This window comes from Corynebacterium sp. HMSC072G08 (genome assembly GCF_001809185.1).
Lineage (GTDB): Bacteria > Actinomycetota > Actinomycetes > Mycobacteriales > Mycobacteriaceae > Corynebacterium > Corynebacterium phoceense.
Genome location: NZ_KV796422.1, coordinates 119,793 through 140,581 on the forward strand (window position 1 = coordinate 119,793; position 20,789 = coordinate 140,581).

Below are 20,789 nucleotides of genomic sequence, written 5' to 3' on the forward strand. Positions count from 1 at the left end.
ATCCAGCGCGAGGATTTACTGCTCGAGCTTGAGGGTCTTCTGGGTGTACTCCCACATCTCGTCGTAAAGCTTGACGTTCTTGGCGAGCGTCTCACCGTAGGACGGGATCATCTCCTGCAGCTTCGGGCCCCACTGGATCATGTGCTCACCGAAGCAACGCTCGATGAGTTCGACCATGACGGCCGGGGCGATGGAAGCTCCCGGGGAAGCGCCGAGCAGGCCGGCGATGTTGCCCTCCGGGTTGTTGATGAGCGTCGTGCCGAACTCGAGGGAACCGAAGCGCGGTGCAGCGGCCGGCTTGATGACCTGGACGCGCTGGCCAGCGATGACGGTCTCCCAGTCAGCCGAGTCTGCAGACGGGACGTACTCCTTAAGGGTCTCAACGCGCTGCTCGAAGTCCTTGAGGACCTCGGAAACCAGGTACTTGGTAAGGCCGAACTCCTGGGCGGCAACGCCGAGGTAGGACGGGATGTTGTCCGGACGTATGGACTTGAACAGGTCGAGGTAGGAACCCTTCTTCAGGAACTTCGGCGACCAACCACCGTACGGACCGAACAGCAGGCCCTTCTCGCCGTCGATGACGCGGGTGTCGAGGTGCGGCACGGACATCGGCGGAGCGCCCACAGCAGCCTTGCCGTAGACCTTGGCCTGGTGCTGGGAGATGAGCTCCGAGTTCTTGGCGCGCAGCCACAGACCAGAGACCGGGAAGCCAGCGTAGCCAGCAACTTCCTTGACGCCTGCCTTGCGCAGCAGGTCGAGGGCGTAGCCGCCTGCGCCGACGAAGACGAACTTCGCACGGATGACGGAGTAATCACCGGTGTGCACGTTCTTGGCGTACACCTTCCAGTTCGCACCATCGCGCTTGATGTCGATGACCTCGGAACCGTAGCGGATTTCGGTGCCGGATGCCTTGGCAGCAGTAAAGAACTGCTTCGCCAGGGCACCGAAGTTCACGTCGGTACCGGCATCGGTCCAGGAGATGGCGACCTTCTTAGAGTTGAAGTCGCGGCCCTTTGACATGAGCGGCAGCTTCTCCTGGAAGACTGCGTCATCGTCGGAGAACTCCAGGCCCGGGAACATGTGGTTGTCCTTGAGCAGCTCGTAGCGGCGCTTCAGGTAATCGACCTGAATGGAGCCCTGAGCGAAGGACACGTGCGGAACCTGGTTGATGAAGGCCTTGGGATCCGTGAGGATGCCGTTGTTGAGCTGGTGTGCCCAGAACTGGCGGGAAACCTGGAACTTCTCGTTGACGCCGAAGGCCTTGGTCGCGTCAATGCGGCCGTTCTTCTCCGGGGTGTAGTTGAGCTCGCAGAGCGCGGAGTGGCCGGTACCGGCGTTGTTCCACGGAGAGGAGGACTCCAGAGCCGGACCGTCGAGGCGCTCGAACACCATCTGCGTCCAGCTCGGCTCTAGCTCACGGAGCATGGCGCCGAGGGTAGCGGACATGATGCCGCCGCCGACGAGGGCTACATCAACTTCTTCAGTGACCTGTGCGGTCTTCTTTGCGGAGGACACGGTGTTAAACCTCTTTGACTTTCGCTTGATCGTGCACGTCTTATAAAGCTGTGCGCTCATACCGCGCCGCGTGCAGGACCTAAGCTCTCCGATCAACCTGCGGTGTACGCATGTAAAGGCAGTCTCCTCGCGACTACCCAAGCCCACCAAAGACCTCAGTCACATCCGCGGCGCAAGCACTCAACGCATTACTTATCAACCTTACGCCTTTACCCACTCGCACAAATATCAGCCCAGCAGAACGCACGTACTGCCCATTTTGCGCACCATTCCCTACCCCCGTTCGTGCTCTCCAGCTCACGGCGTACCCTCAAGCGGCCCCACTCGGCTATGGATAAGCTGGTCCACATGAGCACTGAACTTCATTGGACCGAGGATATGCTGGGCCCCGACTTCACCCAGGCAACGCTTCCGCTGGGGCCGGACCCTGACGGCCAAGGCGATGTCTCCGCCACCCTCGTCGCCTACAAGCGTGACACCCCCGATTTCTCGCAGCGCCCTGCCCTCCTTTGGGTCCACGGCATGACGGACTATTTCTTTGATGCTCATGTCGCGCAGCATTATCAGGAGCTGGGCTACGCTTTCTATGCCGTCGACCTCCGCAAGTGTGGCCGCTCGCGCCGCGAGGGCCACACCTGGCACTACATTTCGGATCTCACGCTCTATTACCAGGATCTTGATGCCGCTCTCGCGGCCATCCCTAACTCCCGCGTCGTCCCCATGGGTCACTCCACGGGTGGGCTCATTTGCGCGCTGTGGCTCGACGCCGAACACCCTGAGCAGGTTCCTGGTCTTATCCTCAACGGTCCCTGGCTCGACATGATGAGCGTGCCCCGCCCGGTGGTCAAGGCGCTCTCCCCTGTCATCGACCGCGCTGGCAAACGCTTTCCGATGCTCGCCTTCCCCGGCGGTAACCTCACAGCCTTCGGCGATTCCATGCATGCCAGCAAGTATGGCGAGTGGGACTACGACCTCACCCTCAAGCCGCTGGGCGGTCACCGCAAGTACGTAGGCTGGCTGCGCGCCATCTTCGGTGGCTTTGCAAAGCTGCACCGCGGCGTCGACGTAGGCGTTCCCTACCTCACTATCTGCTCGACTCGCTCCATCCTGGGCAAGCCCTACTCGGAGGAAATCAACTACGTCGACTGCGTCGTCGACGTCACCCAAACCATGCACTGGGCACCCACCCTCGGCAAGGAGTGCACGCTGCGTCCCATCCATGGCGCACGCCACGAGGCTTTCGCCTCCCGCCCCGAAATCCGTCCCGAAGTCTTCCGCACGGTCGATGATTGGCTCGCCACCCATCTCCCGGCCGAGCCGACGCCCAGTCACTAGCCATCCATCGCCGACGTCCGCATCCGGCACAACCCAATCAGAAATAAAGATGTAGTCTGGGCTGTTTCCGCGAATATGCACGCCACGTAACAGCAGCGACAGTCTCCATTGCCGTTCAGCGGTCACATAGTTACTTCCGCGAATCCGGCCAGCAGGCTTAGGTAAAATACACAACTTATTCCTATATATATTAAAGGAGAATACATTGAACACCTCGAATACCAGCTCCCCCGCAACTCCGTCGGCGCATTACGACCTCATCATCATCGGTACGGGCTCGGGAAATTCCATCCCCACCCCGGAGTACGACGATGTCTCCATCGCCATTATCGAGGAAGGCACGTTCGGCGGTACCTGCCTCAACGTCGGCTGCATCCCCACCAAGATGTATGTCTATGCCGCAGACGTCGCCCTTGCTGCACGCGAGGCAGGTCGTCTCGGACTCGATGCTCAGGTCAATAGCGTGGACTGGGACTCCATCGTTGACCGCGTCTTTACCAACCGCATCGACCGCATCGCGCAGGGCGGCGAAGCCTACCGCCGCGGCGACGAGACCCCGAACATCACGGTCTATGACCAGCACGCCCGTTTCGTCGGCCCGAAGACCATCGAGGTCGGCGGCGAAGTCATCACCGGCGACCAGATCGTCATCGCCGCGGGCTCTCGCCCCACCATTCCGCCGGTCTACCGCAACTCTGGCGTGAAGTTCTACACCAACGAAGATGTCATGCGCATGCCCACACAGCCAAAGAGCCTCATCATCGTCGGCGGCGGCTACATCGCGATGGAGTTTGCCCACGTCTTCGACGGCCTGGGCACCAAGGTCACCATCGTCAACCGCTCAGAAAAGCTCTTGCGCTTCCTCGATGAAGACCTTGTCACCCGTTTCAACGCCATCGCCCGGGAGCGCTTCGATATCCGCATCGGCAACGGCACTCTCCTCGAACAAACCGAGAACGGCGTCAAGCTCACCCTCGACAACGGCGAGACCGTTGAGGCCGACGCCATCCTCGTCGCCACCGGTCGCACCCCCAACGGCGATCTCATGGACGTGGACACCGCCGGCATTGAAATGCACGAGGACGGTCGCATCAAGGTCGACGAGTACGGACGCACTACCGCCGAGGGCGTGTGGGCCCTGGGCGACGTCTCGTCGCCTTATATGCTCAAGCACGTCGCTAACGCTGAGACCCGTGCCATCTCGCACAACCTCCTGCACCACGACGACCTTCGCCCGATGCCGCACGAGCACGTCCCGTCTGCAATCTTCACTCACCCGCAAATCGCCACCGTAGGCATGACCGAGGCTCAGGCTCGCGAGGCTGGCTACGACGTCACCGTCAAGGTCCAGAACTACGGCGACGTTGCCTACGGCTGGGCAATGGAGGACCACACCGGAATTGTGAAGCTCATCGCAGAACGCACCACCGGCAAACTCCTTGGCGCGCACTACTTCGGCCCTCAGGCATCCACGCTCATCCAGCAAATGATTACTGTGATGACATATGACCTCGATCTTCGCGACTTCGCGCGTAACCAGTACTGGATCCATCCGGCCCTTGCCGAGGTGACCGAGAACGCGATTTTAAGCCTCGAATTTGCCTAATTAGCGTTACGTGACATAAATCACCCCCACCCCCTCTTGCCTAGTCACATGAGTAACATTCGTTACCTAACCTTGGGATTTAGAGAACGTCGCTGCCATGAACTTGACAGGATTATGGGGTGGATTTTTGCTTAACAGGCACTTAAACGCGCCGCCCGACGTGCATATTCAGAATCGAACAGCTAGAGTTCCCCAATGACACCGGCTCAAGCCGTAACACCGGCGACCGCGTGTTTCTGGAATTCCCCTGGGAATCCAATAACACTTAGGTTTCCACCTGGAAGCCTTGCAAGTACGACATTTAAGGACATTTGATATGCGTATCCGCAATGCAGCCATCGCCGGCGCAACCGCTCTCGCAGTCGCTTTCGGCGGCACCACCGTTGCTTCCGCTGAGGACACCGCCGCTCCGAAGCAGGAGCAGTCCTCCACCGCTAACGGCTCCTCCACCTCGGACAACAAGGGTGAGTCCACCCCGGACGAGAAGGATGCCGCAAAGGGCGCTTCCCTCTCCTCCAAGATCAACACCGGCCTGAAGCTCGAGGGCGACAAGGAAGCTGACGGCCAGAAGATCTTCGGCTCCTCCAAGGACCTGTCTGAGCAGCCGAAGTGGGCCAAGGTCCTGTACGGCACCACCATCGCCACCGCTATTGCCACCCTCATCGGCATGGTTGTCGGCCCGCTGGCTAACTTCGTTCAGTTCGGTCCCTTCTCCCGCTAAACGCAGCTCACCGGCTCACACCACTTTCGAAAGGTAAAACACACAATGCGTAACTTCCGCACCGCAGCCGTTGCTGCTGCCACCGCCGTCACCGTCGCTTTCGGCGGCACCGCTATCGCTTCCGCTGAGACGGGCGAGAAGCCGGCCAACAACGAGACCATCACCGAGAACCAGGACGTCACCAAGGACGCTACCGCCTCCGAGATTTTTGATGCTCTCTCCTCCAAGGACGAGAACTACCCGACTGGGTCCTCTAAGGTTGGCGCTGTCACCGACAACAAGGTAAAAGCCAAGGGTACTGACCTCTTCGGCAAAGAGGTTAATGACGAGGCTAACCCGCAGTGGTCCAAGATCTGGCGCGACGGCACCTACGCCCTCATCGGCACCACCATTGCTGGCGCCCTGATCGCTGCCTACAACTTCGCTGTGTACAACCACATCCTGCCGAACCACATCCTTGACCCGATCTTCAACCGCTAAGCCACTCGCTTAGACGAAGACGTCTGGATGAAGACCCGCACATTGTGCGGGTCTTCTTTTTGTCTTGATTCACCCAAATTTCATTCAGGCAGATAAATGGGGCTAACGCAGTAAATATTTATCTACCTGTAGGCGAATTGTTACCCCCATGCCCCTTTGCTGTGCGTAATGCTCTATACTTGCTAGCGCAACATCGACCGTCCGTTACATTTCCGTAATCGGACTCGAGATGCTCGAGAATCTCTTCGTGAGATTCACACATGGGTTTCCTTCCCCCGGAAGCCGCGCACAGACAACTCTTAAGGATTTTTGATATGCGTATTCGCAAGGCCGCCATCGCTGGCGCAACCGCCCTCGCCGTCGCTTTCTCCGGCGCTTCCATCGCCACTGCGGCTGAGGCTCCTTCTGACCAGAACACCACCTCCTCCAACCAGACCGAGAACAAGGGTGGCTCCTCCAAGATCGGCGACGCTCTGGACGCCGACACGAACGCCGATGGCCGTAAAATCTTCGGCCAGGACGCCGACGTTTCGTCCCAGCCGGCTTGGGCACAGGCTCTGTACGGCATCGGAATCGCTTCCGCCGTCGTCACCGTCATCGGTGGCCTCGTCGGTCCGGCCCTGAACTTCATCAAGTTCGGCCCCATCAAGTTCTAGTAACGGCCTTACAGCCCCTACCAAAATCTTTTTGAAAGGTATTCACTTCAATGCGTAACTTCCGCACTGCCGCCGTTGCTCTTGCAACCGCCACCACCGTCGCTTTCGGCGGCGTTTCCGCTGCTACCGCTGCCGAGACCGAGAACACCGGCGCTCTGTCTGCTGCCGCTAAGGGCGCTTCCTCCGAGGGCGAGGGTTCGCTGTCCTCCAAGGCTGGCGATGCTACCGACAAAGACACCCCTGCCAACGGCCGCGACCTGCTCGGCTCTTCCGTCGACGACGATAAGAACCCGCAGTGGGCTCAGCTGTGGCGCGACACCACCTACGTCGGTGTTGCCGCTGCTGCTGTCTCCGTTGCCGTCGCAACCTACAACTTCGCTGTGTACAACGGCGTTATCCCTGACTACGTTGCTCAGGCAATGAACGGTCAGCTGAAGTTCTAATGTAGAACCTTCACGCCTTCAAGCGCTCCGCACTGCGGGGCGCTTTTTCATCTCTCAAATAGGACTGAGCTTAAGGCGTAGGGATGAACAGTAGGCACAGAGAAGCGCCCGTTCCACCGCACAGTGGTGGGACGGGCGCTTCTGTTCGCTCTGTGAGTCGCTATGAGGTTCGTTGAGCGACTGTTTCGATTAGTCTTCGTCGGGAAGAGTGAGGATTTCCGGCTCGCCCTCTTCCTGGATGACGAGGGTGTGCTCGAACTGAGCGGTGAACTTTCCGTCCTTGTTCTGGACGGTCCAGTCGTTATCCCAGATCTCGTAGTCGAGGCCTCCGAGGTTAATCATCGGCTCGATGGTGAGCGTCATGCCCGGCTCCAGTACGTTTCGGTAGGCCATGGAGTCGTAATGCAGGACAACGAGGCCGTTGTGGAACGTGGGCCCCACACCGTGGCCGGTGAAGTCGGTAACGACGTTGTAGCCGAAGCGGTGTGCGTAGGACTCGATAACGCGGCCGATGACGTTAATCTCGCGACCAGCCTTGGCGACCTTGATGCCGCGCATCATAGCTTCCTTGGTGCGTTCGACAAGCAGCCGGTGCTCTTCGGAGACGTTGCCAGCGAGGAAGGTGGCGTTGGTGTCGCCGTGGACGCCGTTCTTGTAGGCGGTGACGTCAATGTTGACGATGTCGCCGTCCTCGATGACGGTCGTGTCCGGAATGCCGTGGCACACGATCTCATTCAAGGAGACGCAGCAGGACTTCGGGAAGTTCATGTAGCCCAGGGTCGACGGGTAAGCACCATGGTCGCACATGTACTCGTGCGCAATGCGGTCGATCTCGTCGGTGGTCACGCCGGGGGCGACAGCCTTGCCCGCTTCTTTGAGGGCGTTGGCGGCAATCTTGGACGACTCGCGCATGGCCTCGATGACCTCAGGGGTCTGAACGAAAGGTTCGCCGATGTTTTCTTGGACCGAGTCCTTCCACACGTACTCGGGACGCTCGATAGAGTCAGGGACGGTGCGAACGGGGGTGGGCTTTCCTGGGGTAAGTTTTGCGCGATTGCTCATGCCGTCTATGGTAGTCCCCCACCCTGTCACCCCGGCGGTCGGGCTGGGCGGCGGCGATGAGGGGCATCGGCAAGCTACTCGGCGCCGCCGGTGGCGACCTGCTCGGGGTCCTGCTGAGTGCGCAGTTCGTCAAGACGCTTGAAGAAGCTGTCCGTGATGGCGACGGAGGTCTCGGAACCGCCGCCGAGGACGACGAGGGTGGCAAAGGCAATGTCATCATCGCGGAAGCCGGTGAACCACGCGTGGGAACCGCCGTTGATTTCGGCCTCACCGGTCTTGCCATAGATGGTGCCGCCAGCGCCCATGCCGCGTGCGGTACCGGACGTGACCGTGGCGCGCATGAGGGTGCGAAGGTTGTCGATGACGACGGGTGACGGGCCATCGGGGTTCTCCGAGGCGGTCGTCTTCTGCCCCGCGATGAGGGTCGGAGTGGGACGCACGCCTGCGGCGACGGTGGACGAAGCCAGAACCATGCCGAAGGGGCTCACGAGGTCCGCGCCCTGGCCGTAGCCGGCTTCGGTGCGCTCCAGTGGAGTCTCGCCCTCGGGGATGGAGCCGGTAATCGTGGTCAATCCAGGAATGTCGTAGTCGAGGCCCAGACCGAAGCGGGAGCCTTCCTCCTTGAGTTCGCCCTCACCGAGGTCGGTCGAGATGTTCGCGAAGGTCGTATTGCAGGACTGCGCAAAGGCTTCTTCGAGCGGAACGCTGCCCAGGGAGAAGCCGTTGTCGTTCGTGACGGTGCGCCCGTAGAGCTCCATCGTGCCGGGGCACGGGACGATAGAGCCGGAGTTGAGGCCTTGCTTATCCACGCCGGCGGAGGCGGTGATGATCTTGAACACGGAGCCGGGCGGGAACTGACCGGACAGGGCCAGGTCCCCTTTCTTATCGGCGGCATCGGTCTGCGCGACGGCAAGAATTTCGCCGGTGGAGGGACGCATGGCGACAAGCATGGCCTCGGAGTCCGCGCGGAGATCCACGGCTTGCTCCGCGGCGCGCTGGACGTTGTAATCAATACCCACGCGGATGGCGGGCGACGGGGTGGCGTCGTGGAATTCGACGTCGCTGAGTGAAGCGCCGTTCTCGTTAACGACGGCGATGCGCCAGCCATTCGTGCCGTCCAGCTTGTCCGCGACGATGGAACGCACACGGGACATGATGTCGGTGGCAAAGCCCGTCTCTTTGGTGATGAGCGCCGGCTCTTCATTGAAGCGGACTCCGGGAAGGTTTGCGCCTTGGATGGCGTTGCGGTCTCCCTCGTTGTAGAGACCCACGGAGTAGGTCTCCCCTGCCTCTTCAAGGTTCGTGGCGAGCTCGCCCGCGTCCTGGTTGACGAGGGGCGCGAGCTGGCCCGCGAGCGCGCGCATATCGCCGGAGGAGGTGTCGACGAGAAGGCGGTATTGAACGCCCGGGCTCATAAGCTCGACGCCGTCGGAACTCACGACGGAGGCTCGGTCGGCGACAACGGGGCGCAGCTCGAGGTGCTGGTGGGCGCCGAGCTTGGGGTGCAGCGCCGTGGATTCCCAATTAACGGTCCACGTTTTATCGACCTTGGTGAGTACGGCCTTGGCGTCGTAGGTGAGTTCGCGGTCCTTGGGCAGGTCCCACGTCACGGAGTAGTTGGCGGTAGCGACGGAGTCTTGTTGGTCGATAGAGGTGAGCTCAACGTCGAGGCCCTCGGCTTGGAGGCCGGAGTACGTTTCCCCGTACTGTTCCGCGGCAATGTCAGGGTCGTCGACGACGCTTTTGAGTGCGTCGACGTCGTGGTTTTCAAGCGCCGCAATGAAGTCCTCAGCGACCGGATCCGCCGCGACCGGTTTGGGCGTACACGCAGCCAGCGAGGTGCCCATAATCCCCGCTACGCAAAGAAAAGCCGACGTCCGTTTCATGTCTTTCAACACTACTGGGACGGCGGCACAACGCGGGTTAGGCGCGCGGTTTAGCGGGTAACGCGAACCTCGGCCTTGGCGCCTTCGACAGCCTCAAGGCCCTGCTCATCGGCAATGCGCATGGCTTCTTCGATGAGGGTTTCCACAATCTGGGACTCAGGTACGGTCTTGACCACTTCGCCCTTGACGAAGATCTGGCCCTTGCCGTTGCCAGAAGCAACACCAAGGTCAGCGTCGCGGGCCTCGCCCGGACCGTTGACGACGCAGCCCATGACGGCCACGCGGATGGGGAACTCCATGCCCTCGAGGCCAGCGGTGACTTCCTCGGCGAGCTTGTACACGTCGACCTGGGCGCGGCCGCAGGACGGGCAAGAGACGATCTCCAGCTTGCGCGGGCGCAGGTTGAGCGACTGCAGGATCTGGTCACCGACCTTAATCTCCTCGACCGGGTCTGCGGACAGGGAGACGCGGATGGTGTCGCCGATGCCCTGCGAGAGCAGAGCGCCGAAGGCGACGGAGGACTTGATGGTGCCCATGAACTTCGGGCCAGCCTCGGTCACGCCGAGGTGGAGCGGGTAGTCCGTCTTCTCTGCGAGCTGGCGGTAGGCCTCGACCATGAGGACCGGATCCGAGTGCTTGACGGAGATGGCCAGATCGCCAAAGCCGTGCTCCTCGAACAGGCCAGCCTCCCAGATGGCGGACTCGACGAGGGCCTCCGGGGTGGCCTTGCCGTACTTTTCGAGCAGGCGCTTGTCCAGGGAGCCACCGTTGACGCCGATGCGGATCGGGATACCAGCGTCAGAAGCCGCCTTAGCGACCTCCTTAACGCGGCCGTCGAACTCCTTGATGTTGCCCGGGTTAACGCGGATAGCAGCGCAGCCAGCGTCGATAGCCTGGAAGATGTACTTCGGCTGGAAGTGGATGTCCGCAATGACCGGGATGGGCGACTTCTTCGCGATGGCAGGCAGAGCGTCCGCGTCCACGGTCTTCGGGCAGGCGACGCGCACGATATCACAGCCGGAAGCCGTGAGCTGAGCGATCTGCTGGAGGGTCGCATTGACGTCATGAGTCTTGGTGGTCGTCATCGACTGCACCGAGATCGGGTGCTCGGAGCCAACGCCCACGGGGCCGACGAAGAGCTGACGCGTTTTACGACGCGGCGCCAAAGTCGGGGCAGGTCCGTCCGGCATTCCGAGTCCGATGGGGGTTGACATACGTTCTCCTATTTACTGGAAAAAAGATGGGTACACGGGGGTTTAGATGCAAACCACTCTACGCTATCCATACAGTCTAATGACTATGGCAAATGGGCAGAGCTGGAGGTTCTGAGTTTCACCATCGGTGCAGTCAGTGACACGTCCTACACCACGTGGCGTTTAGCCAAAGAGACGAATCGGGTTCACCACATCCGCGATGATGACGAGCGCGCCGAAGGTCATGAGAATGGCCGCCATGACGTAGGTGACCGGCATGAGGCGCGTGTAGTCGGCCGGACCCTTGGCTGCCAGGCCGCGGGCGCGGCGCAGGGCGTCGCGGATTTTCTCGTACGCGATCACCGCAATGTGGCCGCCGTCGAAGGGCGGCAACGGGATGAGGTTAAACAGCGCAAGGAAGTAGTTGAGCGAGGCCAGCATCATGAAGAAGGAGGACCACAGGCTATTCTCCACGAGCTCGCCGCCCACGCGGGAGGCACCGACGACGGACATGGGCGAATCATCGGCGCGGTTGTGGCCGAAGATGGACGCGACGATGCCGGGGACCTTCTCCGGCATGTGGATGATGGCGTCGACGGCGGACTTGGCCAGGTACCACGAGTAATCCGCGGTCGCCGGGACAGCGGTGGCGGCATTGTATTTCTTGACGATATCGAGCGGCGCGTTGGTGAGACCGATGGAGCCGGCCTCGACCGTCTGCCCGTCCGTGGTGAGACGCTTGACGGTGTCGAGGTGGACTTCAAAGTCGCGGGGCTGGCCGTCGCGTTCGACGGTGAGCGTGACGGTCTCCCCCGGCTTGGCGATGACCGCCTCGCGCAGTGCGTTGAAGTCCGCAAGCTCCTCACCGTCGAGGGCGACGATGATATCGCCGGGCTCAACGCCGGCCGCGCCGGCAGGACCGGTGCCGGTGCAGTCTTCGTAGGTGCTTTCGTCGATCTGGTCGGCGGAGCACACCACCTCGCCGACTTTGGGACGCACGTCCGCGTGGACGTCGGGCAGGCCTGTGGTCACGGCGACGCAGAAAAGAATAGAGAAGCCCAGCACGATGTTGACGAGGATGCCGGCGGCCATGACGAGGACGCGCTGCCAGGCTGGCTTCTTGTACATCGCATACGGCTCTTCCTCGTCGGTGAGGAATTCGTCGTTGGCGGTCATGCCCGCGATGTCGCAAAAGCCGCCCACGGGCAGGGCCGCGAATCCGTACTCGGTGCGGCCTTTCTTCTTCGCCCATATCTTGGGGCCGAAACCGATGTAGTAGCGGCGTACCCACATGCCAAACGAACGGGCGGTGAGCATATGGCCCGCCTCGTGCAGGGCGATGGTGATGCCGATGCCTAGGGCGAAGAGAAGAATGCCCAGAATATAGGCCATAGGTGAAGTGTCCTAGCGTGCGATCTGTTCAATTCGCGCGTCCGCCTTGGCGCGCGCCTCGCGCTCCACGGCGAGGATGTCATCGACGCTAGAGAGTACACCAGCCAACTGAGAATACTGGCCCATCACGTGCGCGACTGTGTCCACTATCTCTGGGAAGTGGATGCGACCAGCAAGGAAGGCGGCGGCGGCCTGCTCGTTCGCCGCGTTGTAGACCACGCCTGAGCTGTTTTGTGCGGCCTCGCGGGCGAGCTGGACGGCCGGGAAGGCGGCATCGTCAAGCGGCTCAAAGTGCCAGTCCAAAACCTGGCTGAAGTCGAGCTGCGGTTGCGCGTCCGGCACACGTCGCGGCCAGTAGAGCGCGTGGGAAATGGGAAGCTTCATCGACGGCGGAGAGGCCTGCGCGATGGTGGCGCCGTCCACAAACGTCGCCATGGAATGAATGATGGACTGCGGGTGGACGGTGACGTCAATGCGCTCGGGCTCGATGTCGAAGAGCAGGGTGGCCTCGATGAGCTCCAGGCCCTTATTGATCATCGTCGCGGAGTTCAGCGTATTCATCTGCCCCATGGACCACGTGGGGTGCTTCGCGGCCTGCTCAGGCGTGACGTCCCACATCTGCTCGCGGGTCCAGCCACGGAAGGGGCCTCCCGATGCCGTCAGCACCAGCTTGTCGAGTTCGCCACGCTCGCCGGAGCGCAGGCACTGCGCCATGGCGGAGTGCTCCGAGTCCACCGGAATAATCTGGCCCGGCTTGGCCAGGTTGATGGCCAGCTTTCCGCCGGCGACGAGGGATTCCTTGTTGGCGAGGGCGAGGTACTCCCCCATCTCGATGGTCGCGAGGGTGGCTGCAAGCCCCATGGAGCCCACGAGTCCGTTGAGGACCGTGTCGGCTTCCACCTCACGGGTGAGCCGCTCCGCGGCGTCTGGCCCCTCGAGGACCGCGCCGCCAAGAGCCGCGCTCACCTTATCCGCGGCGTGCGTGTTGGCGACGGCGACGTGGTTAGCCGAAAGGTTGAGGGCCTTCGCCTGATCGATGACGAGGTCCGGGTGTCCGCCGCCAGCAGCGATGCCGACGACGACAAACTTATCGGGATTATCCGCGATGACTTCCAAAGCCTGGGTGCCAATGGAACCTGTGGAGCCGAGGATAAGGACGCGTTGTGCAGTCTCTGGCGCATGCTGCGCTGCAATGTCGGGATGAGTCACGAGCCCCTACTGTAGTAGGTCGCTCGGGACGCCCCTCCACCCACGCGGGTGTGACGTAGTTTACTTCCTCGCGTGGAGCTCGAAATCTCGGGGGTAAGTGCCACGTTCCGGCGGGCCATGGACTATTCTATTGGGGACAAATAGGCACGTACACGCGAAGGAGAACAAGTGTCTTCCCACAAAGTGACCTCTGAGGTCTACAACGGCGTTTCCACCGACGACGTCCCGTCTGCAGCGTTCGGCTGGTCCAAGACCCCGCGCAGCGGCATCCAGATTGCCGGTTGGTTCTCCGTCTTCATGCTCTTGATGTTCAACTTCGGTAACCACAAGGGCCACGTGGAGACCATCTTCCTTATTCTTTTGGCTGTCGTTATTGCGCTTCTGCTGCTCATCCACCTCTTCCAGCCGAAGCTCGCCAACGTGCGAACCCTTACCGCCCGCAACCAGCCGCTCGGCCACGCCGAGCCGGAGTGGGCATACGAACAGAAGACCCTGGGCCACACCTACGCCGAGCTGACCGATGATGAGCTTCGTGCCCTCAACATCGACCCGGCCCGCGTAACCCACCTGCGCGCCGTTACCGAGGGCAAGCACGCCGCTCACTAAGCGCTGCTGCTTCTCACGGCTTTAAGCCTCCGCCTGGTGCGGAGGCTTTCGTTGTTTTCGCGCTACGTACTCTGCGTGACCGCCCCCTCTCCCCACGACGTGCACATGAGGTGCATTGAGGTCAAGTCCTGGGGAGTCAAGAAATTGCGCGTCGTGGTGGTCCACCTTGGCCATCGCAAGAACTTCTATTCTGGATTTTCACCTTCAGCCGAAGGTTATTCGCCATTGCGCTATCACGACACGTACGTGCGCACCTTCGCATAGATCTCCGGCATCTGAGCGTCGACGCGGCGGGAGGCCAGCCACAGCGCAAGGACGTAGATGGCGGCGGGGACGACGAGTCCGACGGCGGCGCCAGCGAACTTGAGACCGGAGTCGGCGCCGAGGATCACCATGATGATGCCCGGAGCGGCGGGTAGCCAACCGAAGAAGAAGCACACGATTGCAGCGATGAAGGCACCGGCGGAGTATCCGGACTTATCCGTCCATGGGTTGGTGCCGGGCGGAGAGACGGGATACGGGTTGAACGCGGAGAGCAGCGCGGCGAAGCTGCCGGAGGAGAGCACCATGCCCACGGCAAGGGCTGCTATGCAGGCGGCGAAGGCGCGGTCCGGTGCCAGGAGGAGAAGGACGACCGCGCCGAGCGCGATGACCACGGCGGTGGTTGTGAGGTGCGCCCAGTGCCGCGCGCGGAAGAGGACCGAGGCGCGCACGGGGGCGAGCATCTTCACCCACAGGGAAGGTCCGTCGTAACCACAGTCGTTGATGGCCACGATGCCGCCGAGAACACCCAGGTAGCCCACGAAGAAGTACCCGAGGACCTCCTCGCCGCGCCAGAGCTGGTACAAGGCGAAGGCGAGGAAGACGGGCAGCATGACGAGCGTCATGGTGAGCCGCGAGTCGCGGAAGAAGTAGCGCAGGGAACGAGAGTACTCCATCCACGCGGGGCTGCGGTAGGCCAGACCGCCGAGCGAAAGGGCCGTGACACCCTCGGCGCGTGGGGCGGCGCTCGGGGCGTTGCCGTGGACGGGGCTTTCGAAGGTTTGGCGCGCGGTGAGGTCCCAGCCCCAGGCGAGGAGGGCGAGGGTCACCAGGCCGATGAGCAGCTGCGCCAGCGCCGGGGCGAGGGCACCGTCGGCCAGCGAGGCCACCCATCCGGTGAGCGCGGACAGCGGCGTCCAGGCGAGGACCCCGCCCACGGTGCCCAGCGGCACGATGTTGTTCAGGATGCCCTGCAGGTTCGTGAAGATGAAGAGGAGCGCCACGCCGCCCAGGCCCATGACGAGGTTCGCCTTGTCCTTGCTCAGCGCGGCCGAGCCGAGGGCGCCCACGAGGTCTGCGGCAAAGACTGTGAGCGCGAGCGAGAACGCCATGGAGACTACGAACGCGGCCGCGAGCAGGGGACGGCCGTGCGTGGTGAGAAAGACCGCGCCGCCCACGGCGAAGATGACAGTGAAGAGGGTCGCAATGATGGAGCGGGTGGTGAGAAACAGGGACCACGCGAGCGCGGGGCGTACCTCGCGGTAACTCAGCGGGAAAGTCCCCAGTTCGGCAGGGGTGAGCTGCTTCTCCCCCGCCGGCATCATGACGGACAGCAGAATATACATGGCGACGCCGAGACCGTTGATGACGGTGAGGACGTGAAAGCTGTGGGTAGCATCGGCAAAATCCATGTAGCCCGCCAGGCTGAGCGAGACCAGGCCGAGAAGTCCGTAAAACCCGATGAGGAAGGCCAGGATGAACTGCTGCGGGTTGGAGTGCAGCGCGCGGGTCCACAATGTGCGGCGAAGTGTGATGAGGGTGCGGGTCATCGCGAGCACTCCCCCAGCCAGTCGAGCGAGGCCTCGTCGAAGTCGCCGCCACCCACGAGGTCCACGAAGACGTCGGTGAGGCTGCGCCCGTCGCGCACCTCGTCCACGTGACCGGACGCGACGACGCGACCTTGGTCGATGATCGCCACGTGATCACACAGTCCCTCCACGAGGCTCATGACGTGGGAAGATAACACGACGGTGCCACCGCGTGCAGCAAAGGAACGCAGCATCTGTTGGATAAGGCGTCCGGAGACAGGGTCAACGGCCTCGAGCGGCTCGTCCAGGACGAGCACCTCCGGCGAATGGAGCAGTGCGCCGGCGAGCAAGATCTTCTTCGTCATGCCGGCCGAGTAATCGGCGATGGGCTTGGAGGCGGCATCGGAAAGCCCGAGAGCCTGGAGGAGCTGCGCGGCGCGGCGGGTGGACTCCTCCTCCGGGAGGCGGCGCAGAGCACCCAAGTAGTAGAGATATTCCGCGCCGGTAAGCCGGTCGAAGACGGGAGCGCCGTCCATGAGCAAGCCGACGGCGGCCTTGGCGGGCAGTGGATCCTCCCAGACGGAGTGCCCCGCGATAAAGGACGCGCCGTGGTCCGGGCGCAACAAGCCGCACGCCATGGTGAGCATGGTGGTCTTGCCTGCGCCGTTGGGCCCCACCACGCCGTACATGGCGCCGCGGGGGACGTCGAGGCTCAAGCCTTGGACAGCGGGGCGGCCGTCAAAGGCCTTGGCGAGGTCGCGCACCGCAAAGGCGCACTCGCGCGGGTCGGGTACTAAAGCAGAAAGGTGTGGAGACGTCATGTCTCCACACCTTAACTAAAAATGGTCTGCTTTACGCGGACTCGCGCTCGTCGGCGGCGAGCTGGCCGCAGGCCGCGGCGATCTCGTCGCCCTTGGTGTCGCGCACCGTGCACGGCACGCCCTGCGCGATGACCCGGCGGACGAACTCGTCCTGGCGGGCCTTCGGTGCTGCGTCCCATTCGGAACCCGGGGTCGGGTTAAGCGGAATGACGTTGACGTGGACCTTGGAGCCCAGCGCCTGGTGCAGCTTGCGGCCGAGCATGTCCGCGCGGAAGCCCTGGTCATTCTTATCGCGGATGAGCGCGTATTCAATGGAGACGCGGCGGCCTGACTTGTCGGCGTAGTAACGCGCGGCGTCGAGGACCTCGGAGACCGGCCAGCGGTTGTTCACCGGCACGAGGCTATCGCGCAGCTCATCATCCGGCGTGTGGAGCGAGACAGCCAGGGTGCAGGCCAGCCCCTCGTCCGCGAACTTGCGGATGGCCGGCGCCAGACCCACCGTGGACACGGTGACGTTGCGCTGGGAGAGGCCAAAGCCTTCGCCGTCCTGGCCGGTGATCTGGCGTACCGCGTGCATCACGCGCTTGTAGTTGGCCAGCGGCTCGCCCATGCCCATGAACACGACGTTGGACAGGCGACCGCCCTCGGCCTCCATCTGCGCGGACGCGTTACGGAATTGCTCCACGATCTCCGCGGTGGACAGGTTGCGGTCGAGGCCGCCCTGGCCGGTGGCACAGAACGGGCAGGCCATGCCGCAGCCCGCCTGGGACGAAATGCACAGGGTGGCGCGGCCCGGGTAGCGCATAAGCACGGACTCGAGCAGCGTGCCATCGTGGAGGCGCCACAGGGACTTCGTGGTCGAGCCATCGTCCGTCGAGGTCTGGCGGATGGGCGTCATGAGTTCCGGAAAGAGGGCTTCCTGCACGGCCGCACGCTTCTCGGCCGGGATATCCGTCATCTTCTCAACGTCGTTGGTGAGGTGCTGGTAGTAATGCTTCGCCAGCTGCTTGGCGCGGAACTTGGGCAGTCCCAGCTCGGCGAGCTTCGCAACGCGCTCGTCGACAGTAAAGTCCGCAAAGTGCTTCGGCGGCAAGCCACGCCGCGGGGCGGAGAAATTCAGTTTCAAAGGTTCAGCCATGGTGCTCGCTATTGTCCCACTCTCGGCGCTCAACGGCTAATTAAAAGGAACCTAAAGTGATGAAGTCAACGCCGCGCCGGTATCTTGGTATCCATGACTTCCAAGGACCCCCGTAACGTTCAGCCCGACCCCTCCGCTGAGCTTGCCGATGCCCCCTCCGCTACGCCCGACTCCACCCCAGCGTCTGCTCCCGCTCCGGTTCCTGCCGCTCAGGACTCGTTCTCTGCGGAGGACCGCGTCGCCTTCGCCGAGTTTCAAAAGGAGCAGTCCAAGGTGAAGGGGTCCTTTGCTGCCAGCACGTGGGCCGCGCTCATCGTGGGCTTCCTGCTGCTAATTCTGCTCATCATCTTTATCTTGCAGAATCAGCAGCCGGCCGAGCTCAACTTCTTCAATTGGTCCGGCCAGCTGCCCGCAGGCATCGCGTTCCTCATCTTCGCCATCGCCGGCGCGCTCATCATGGCGCTTGTGGGCGGCTGGCGCATGTTCGAGCTGCGCCGCCAGGTGCGCAAGCAGGCCCAGCGCCACTAACGCTTCACCGCATAATGAAAAGCCGCGTCCTCGTGGACGCGGCTTTTGTGTGCGTGGTGGCTACGGCAACGGCACGAAGCCGGTGGCGAGGGCGTTCATCGCCACCCAGGTCACCATGGCCGACGGCAACATGCCGTCGAGGCGGTCCATGAGTCCGCCGTGGCCGGGCAGGATATGCGACATGTCCTTGATGCCCAGCTCGCGCTTAAATTGGGATTCCACGAGATCACCCAGCGTCGCGCAAAAGACGAGCAGCAAGCCCATGATGGCGCCGACCCAGGCGTCGTGATGGAGCAAGAGCTTCACCGCCAGCGCGCCGGTGAGCGTGCCAAAGACGATGGAGCCCACGAAGCCCTCCCAGGACTTCTTCGGCGAGACAGCCGGGGCCATGGGATGCGAGCCGAACATAACGCCAGCGACGTAACCACCGGTATCGGACGCGACGACGCAGAGCATAAAGACGATAATCGACGCGGCACCCGAGGCCAATGGCGTATCGATGTACGACAACATCGCCGCGAACGAGCCGAAGAGTGGAATCCACGTGAGCACGAACAACCCGACGGACATATCGCGCAGGTAGTTAATGGGCGGACGGTGCCGACCGTTGTGGAAGAGTCGGCCAAACATGAGCGCCAGGACGCTCAACACGTAGACCGCCACGAGGCCTGACGCCCCTGCCACCCACGAGGCCCAAATCATGGCCTGGCACAAAACAATCAGCAACGTGCGCGGCACTTGGTAGGAATGCTCACGCAGTCGCGTGGTGACCTCCCACATGGAAAATCCCAGCGCGGCCGCCACCACGATATACCACGCGAGCGGACCCGCCCACACGGCAAAGACGACGAGTGCGCCCAACCCCACGCCCACGCCGATGGCTGCCGGTAGGTTGCGGCCGGCGCCATTCTTCGGCTTAGGCAGGTGGCGATTCTGGGAGGCGGTATCGGGCACGACCAGACATCCTTTCGCGGGGTAGGGCATGAAACGAGCCGCCGAAGCGTGAATGCGTCCGACGGCTTGTTGTGTACATGTGGTGCGGAGGGTCTAGACCTCCATCAACTCGTCTTCCTTAGCGGCGACGAGCTTGTCCACCTGGTCGATGTAGGAGGCGGTGATCTTCTCCATCTCCTTTTCTGCGGCGACGACCTCGTCCTCGCCCGCGTCGCCATCCTTCTGCAGCTTCTTCAGCTGCTCCATGGCCTTGCGGCGCAAGTTACGGATGGCCACCTTGCCATCCTCGCCCTTGGACTTGGCGAGCTTGACCATGTCACGGCGACGCTCCTCGGTCAGCTGCGGAATGGTCACACGCAGAACCTGACCGTCGTTGGTCGGGTTGACGCCCAGGTCCGAGTTACGGATAGCGTTCTCGATCTCGTTCATCATGGACTGCTCGTAGGGCTTGATGAGCAGCATTCGTGGCTCCGGAACCGAGATGGTCGCCATCTGGGTAATGGGGGTCATCACGCCGTAGTACTCGGCCACGAGACCGTTGAACATGGCCGGGTTGGCACGGCCTGTGCGGATGGTCACCAACTGCTCGCGGGTGTGCTCCACCGAGGCGGTCATGTGCTCTTCGGCGTCGAGCTGAATCTCATCAATCATGAGGAAGAATGTTCCTTCTGTGTGTCGTAGGTGCTGGGTAGAAAATCTAGCAGGTTTTTCGCCGCTTGCGGGTCATATTCCCCGGCGGGGCTTACTTCGACTGAACGAGGGTACCGATAGGCTCGCCCTTGACGGCGCGCTCGATATTGCCCTCAGTGAGCAGGTTGAAGACCAGGATGGGCATGTTGTTGTCCATGCACAGGCTAAACGCGGTGGCGTCTGCAACCTTCAGGCCCTTCTCGATGACCTCGCGCGGCGTGATTTCCGTGTAGAGCTCCGCGTCCGGGTTGGTGCGCGGGTCGTCCGAATAGACACCGTCCACGGCCTTGGCGAGGAAAAGGACCTCGGCGCCAATCTCCAAGGCACGCTGTGCCGCGGTCGTGTCCGTGGAGAAGTACGGCATACCCATGCCAGCGCCGAAGATAACCACGCGGCCCTTCTCCAGGTGGCGGTCAGCGCGCAGCGGCAGGTACGGCTCCGCGATCTGCGCCATGTTGATGGCGGTCTGCACGCGGCAATCCACGCCCTGCTGCTGCAGGAAGTCCTGGAGGGCCAGGCAGTTCATAACGGTGCCGAGCATGCCCATGTAGTCCGAGCGCGCACGGTCCATGCCGCGCTGGGAGAGCTCCGCGCCACGGAAGAAGTTGCCGCCACCGATGACCACGGCGACCTCGGTACCCTGCTTGGAAATGTCCGCGATCTGGCGGGCGACGTTTTCGACGACGTCCGGATCGATGCCGACCTTGCCGCCGCCAAACATTTCACCACCCAGCTTGAGCATCACTCGCTTGTACGCAGTTCGC

At 62.3% G+C, this 20,789-nt stretch carries 20 protein-coding genes; 8 read left to right on the forward strand and 12 right to left on the reverse strand.

What is annotated here, in order from left to right:
- Nucleotides 1–15: 15 nt before the first annotated feature.
- Nucleotides 16–1,515: a malate dehydrogenase (quinone) gene (gene mqo / locus HMPREF2559_RS06190; RefSeq protein WP_070539919.1), complete on the reverse strand. Its 1,500-nt coding sequence runs from the start codon at nt 1,513–1,515 to the stop codon at nt 16–18.
- Nucleotides 1,516–1,863: 348 nt separating this feature from the next.
- On the opposite strand from mqo, the gene HMPREF2559_RS06195 reads away from it, so the two are divergent.
- The 6 genes from HMPREF2559_RS06195 (at nt 1,864) to HMPREF2559_RS06220 (ending at nt 6,756) form a co-directional block, all read left to right on the forward strand.
- Entirely contained in the window at nt 1,864–2,850 is a 987-nt protein-coding gene (locus HMPREF2559_RS06195) for an alpha/beta hydrolase (RefSeq protein WP_066486767.1), read from the forward strand.
- 205 nt (nt 2,851–3,055) lie between these two features.
- Entirely contained in the window at nt 3,056–4,456 is a 1,401-nt protein-coding gene (gene mtr, locus HMPREF2559_RS06200; protein ID WP_068801864.1) for a mycothione reductase, read from the forward strand.
- 316 nt (nt 4,457–4,772) lie between these two features.
- On the forward strand, nt 4,773–5,177 hold the full coding sequence (locus HMPREF2559_RS06205) for a hypothetical protein (RefSeq protein WP_066486773.1): 405 nt from the start codon (nt 4,773–4,775) through the stop codon (nt 5,175–5,177).
- A 45-nt stretch (nt 5,178–5,222) separates the two neighbouring features.
- Nucleotides 5,223–5,657, forward strand: a complete 435-nt coding sequence (locus HMPREF2559_RS06210) for a hypothetical protein (protein ID WP_066486776.1) — start codon at nt 5,223–5,225, stop codon at nt 5,655–5,657.
- A gap of 314 nt (nt 5,658–5,971) precedes the next feature.
- Nucleotides 5,972–6,313 carry a hypothetical protein gene (locus HMPREF2559_RS06215; RefSeq protein WP_066512643.1) on the forward strand — a complete coding sequence of 114 codons (342 nt, stop codon included), beginning with the start codon at nt 5,972–5,974 and terminating at the stop codon, nt 6,311–6,313.
- 50 nt (nt 6,314–6,363) lie between these two features.
- Nucleotides 6,364–6,756, forward strand: a complete 393-nt coding sequence (locus HMPREF2559_RS06220; RefSeq protein ID WP_070539922.1) for a hypothetical protein — start codon at nt 6,364–6,366, stop codon at nt 6,754–6,756.
- 189 nt (nt 6,757–6,945) lie between these two features.
- Here HMPREF2559_RS06220 and map read toward each other — a convergent pair whose 3' ends face one another.
- The 5 genes from map to dxr form a co-directional block, all read right to left on the reverse strand.
- Nucleotides 6,946–7,818 (reverse strand): type I methionyl aminopeptidase, encoded by an 873-nt coding sequence (map, locus tag HMPREF2559_RS06225; protein ID WP_066486782.1) that lies wholly within the window; start codon nt 7,816–7,818, stop codon nt 6,946–6,948.
- A gap of 74 nt (nt 7,819–7,892) precedes the next feature.
- On the reverse strand, nt 7,893–9,704 hold the full coding sequence (locus HMPREF2559_RS06230) for a penicillin-binding transpeptidase domain-containing protein (protein ID WP_070539925.1): 1,812 nt from the start codon (nt 9,702–9,704) through the stop codon (nt 7,893–7,895).
- A 50-nt stretch (nt 9,705–9,754) separates the two neighbouring features.
- A complete protein-coding gene (gene ispG, locus HMPREF2559_RS06235) occupies nt 9,755–10,918 on the reverse strand; it encodes a flavodoxin-dependent (E)-4-hydroxy-3-methylbut-2-enyl-diphosphate synthase (RefSeq protein ID WP_066486788.1) in 1,164 nt (387 codons plus the stop codon).
- Nucleotides 10,919–11,080: 162 nt separating this feature from the next.
- Nucleotides 11,081–12,289, reverse strand: a complete 1,209-nt coding sequence (locus HMPREF2559_RS06240) for a M50 family metallopeptidase (protein ID WP_070539928.1) — start codon at nt 12,287–12,289, stop codon at nt 11,081–11,083.
- A 12-nt stretch (nt 12,290–12,301) separates the two neighbouring features.
- Nucleotides 12,302–13,483: a 1-deoxy-D-xylulose-5-phosphate reductoisomerase gene (gene dxr / locus HMPREF2559_RS06245; protein WP_066512815.1), complete on the reverse strand. Its 1,182-nt coding sequence runs from the start codon at nt 13,481–13,483 to the stop codon at nt 12,302–12,304.
- A gap of 183 nt (nt 13,484–13,666) precedes the next feature.
- On the opposite strand from dxr, the gene HMPREF2559_RS06250 reads away from it, so the two are divergent.
- Nucleotides 13,667–14,104, forward strand: a complete 438-nt coding sequence (locus tag HMPREF2559_RS06250) for a DUF2631 domain-containing protein (RefSeq protein WP_066486797.1) — start codon at nt 13,667–13,669, stop codon at nt 14,102–14,104.
- 233 nt (nt 14,105–14,337) lie between these two features.
- Here the strand turns inward: HMPREF2559_RS06250 and HMPREF2559_RS06255 are convergent, their stop codons facing one another.
- The 3 genes from HMPREF2559_RS06255 to rlmN are packed head-to-tail and all read right to left on the reverse strand — an operon-like array spanning nt 14,338 to nt 17,853.
- Nucleotides 14,338–15,915, reverse strand: coding sequence for a hypothetical protein (locus HMPREF2559_RS06255; protein ID WP_070539931.1), 1,578 nt, complete (start codon nt 15,913–15,915; stop codon nt 14,338–14,340).
- Nucleotides 15,912–16,715 carry an ABC transporter ATP-binding protein gene (locus HMPREF2559_RS06260; protein WP_070539934.1) on the reverse strand — a complete coding sequence of 268 codons (804 nt, stop codon included), beginning with the start codon at nt 16,713–16,715 and terminating at the stop codon, nt 15,912–15,914. Before HMPREF2559_RS06260 ends, HMPREF2559_RS06255 begins: the two co-directional genes overlap by 4 nt.
- A 31-nt stretch (nt 16,716–16,746) precedes the next feature.
- Nucleotides 16,747–17,853 carry a dual-specificity RNA methyltransferase RlmN gene (rlmN, locus tag HMPREF2559_RS06265; protein ID WP_066486812.1) on the reverse strand — a complete coding sequence of 369 codons (1,107 nt, stop codon included), beginning with the start codon at nt 17,851–17,853 and terminating at the stop codon, nt 16,747–16,749.
- Between the two features lie 93 nt (nt 17,854–17,946).
- On the opposite strand from rlmN, the gene HMPREF2559_RS12425 reads away from it, so the two are divergent.
- Nucleotides 17,947–18,381, forward strand: coding sequence for a LapA family protein (locus tag HMPREF2559_RS12425; RefSeq protein WP_066486815.1), 435 nt, complete (start codon nt 17,947–17,949; stop codon nt 18,379–18,381).
- 60 nt (nt 18,382–18,441) lie between these two features.
- On the opposite strand, the gene HMPREF2559_RS06275 is transcribed toward HMPREF2559_RS12425, so the two are convergent.
- The 3 genes from HMPREF2559_RS06275 to pyrH all read right to left on the reverse strand — a co-directional run bounded on the left by HMPREF2559_RS06275 (nt 18,442) and on the right by pyrH (nt 20,767).
- Nucleotides 18,442–19,335, reverse strand: a complete 894-nt coding sequence (locus HMPREF2559_RS06275) for a phosphatidate cytidylyltransferase (RefSeq protein WP_181734552.1) — start codon at nt 19,333–19,335, stop codon at nt 18,442–18,444.
- A gap of 93 nt (nt 19,336–19,428) precedes the next feature.
- Entirely contained in the window at nt 19,429–19,986 is a 558-nt protein-coding gene (frr, locus tag HMPREF2559_RS06280) for a ribosome recycling factor (protein ID WP_066486825.1), read from the reverse strand.
- Nucleotides 19,987–20,077: 91 nt separating this feature from the next.
- The gene (gene pyrH / locus HMPREF2559_RS06285; RefSeq protein ID WP_066486831.1) at nt 20,078–20,767 is read right to left on the reverse strand and encodes a UMP kinase; all 690 of its coding nucleotides are present in this window, start codon (nt 20,765–20,767) and stop codon (nt 20,078–20,080) included.
- Nucleotides 20,768–20,789: the final 22 nt, after the last annotated feature.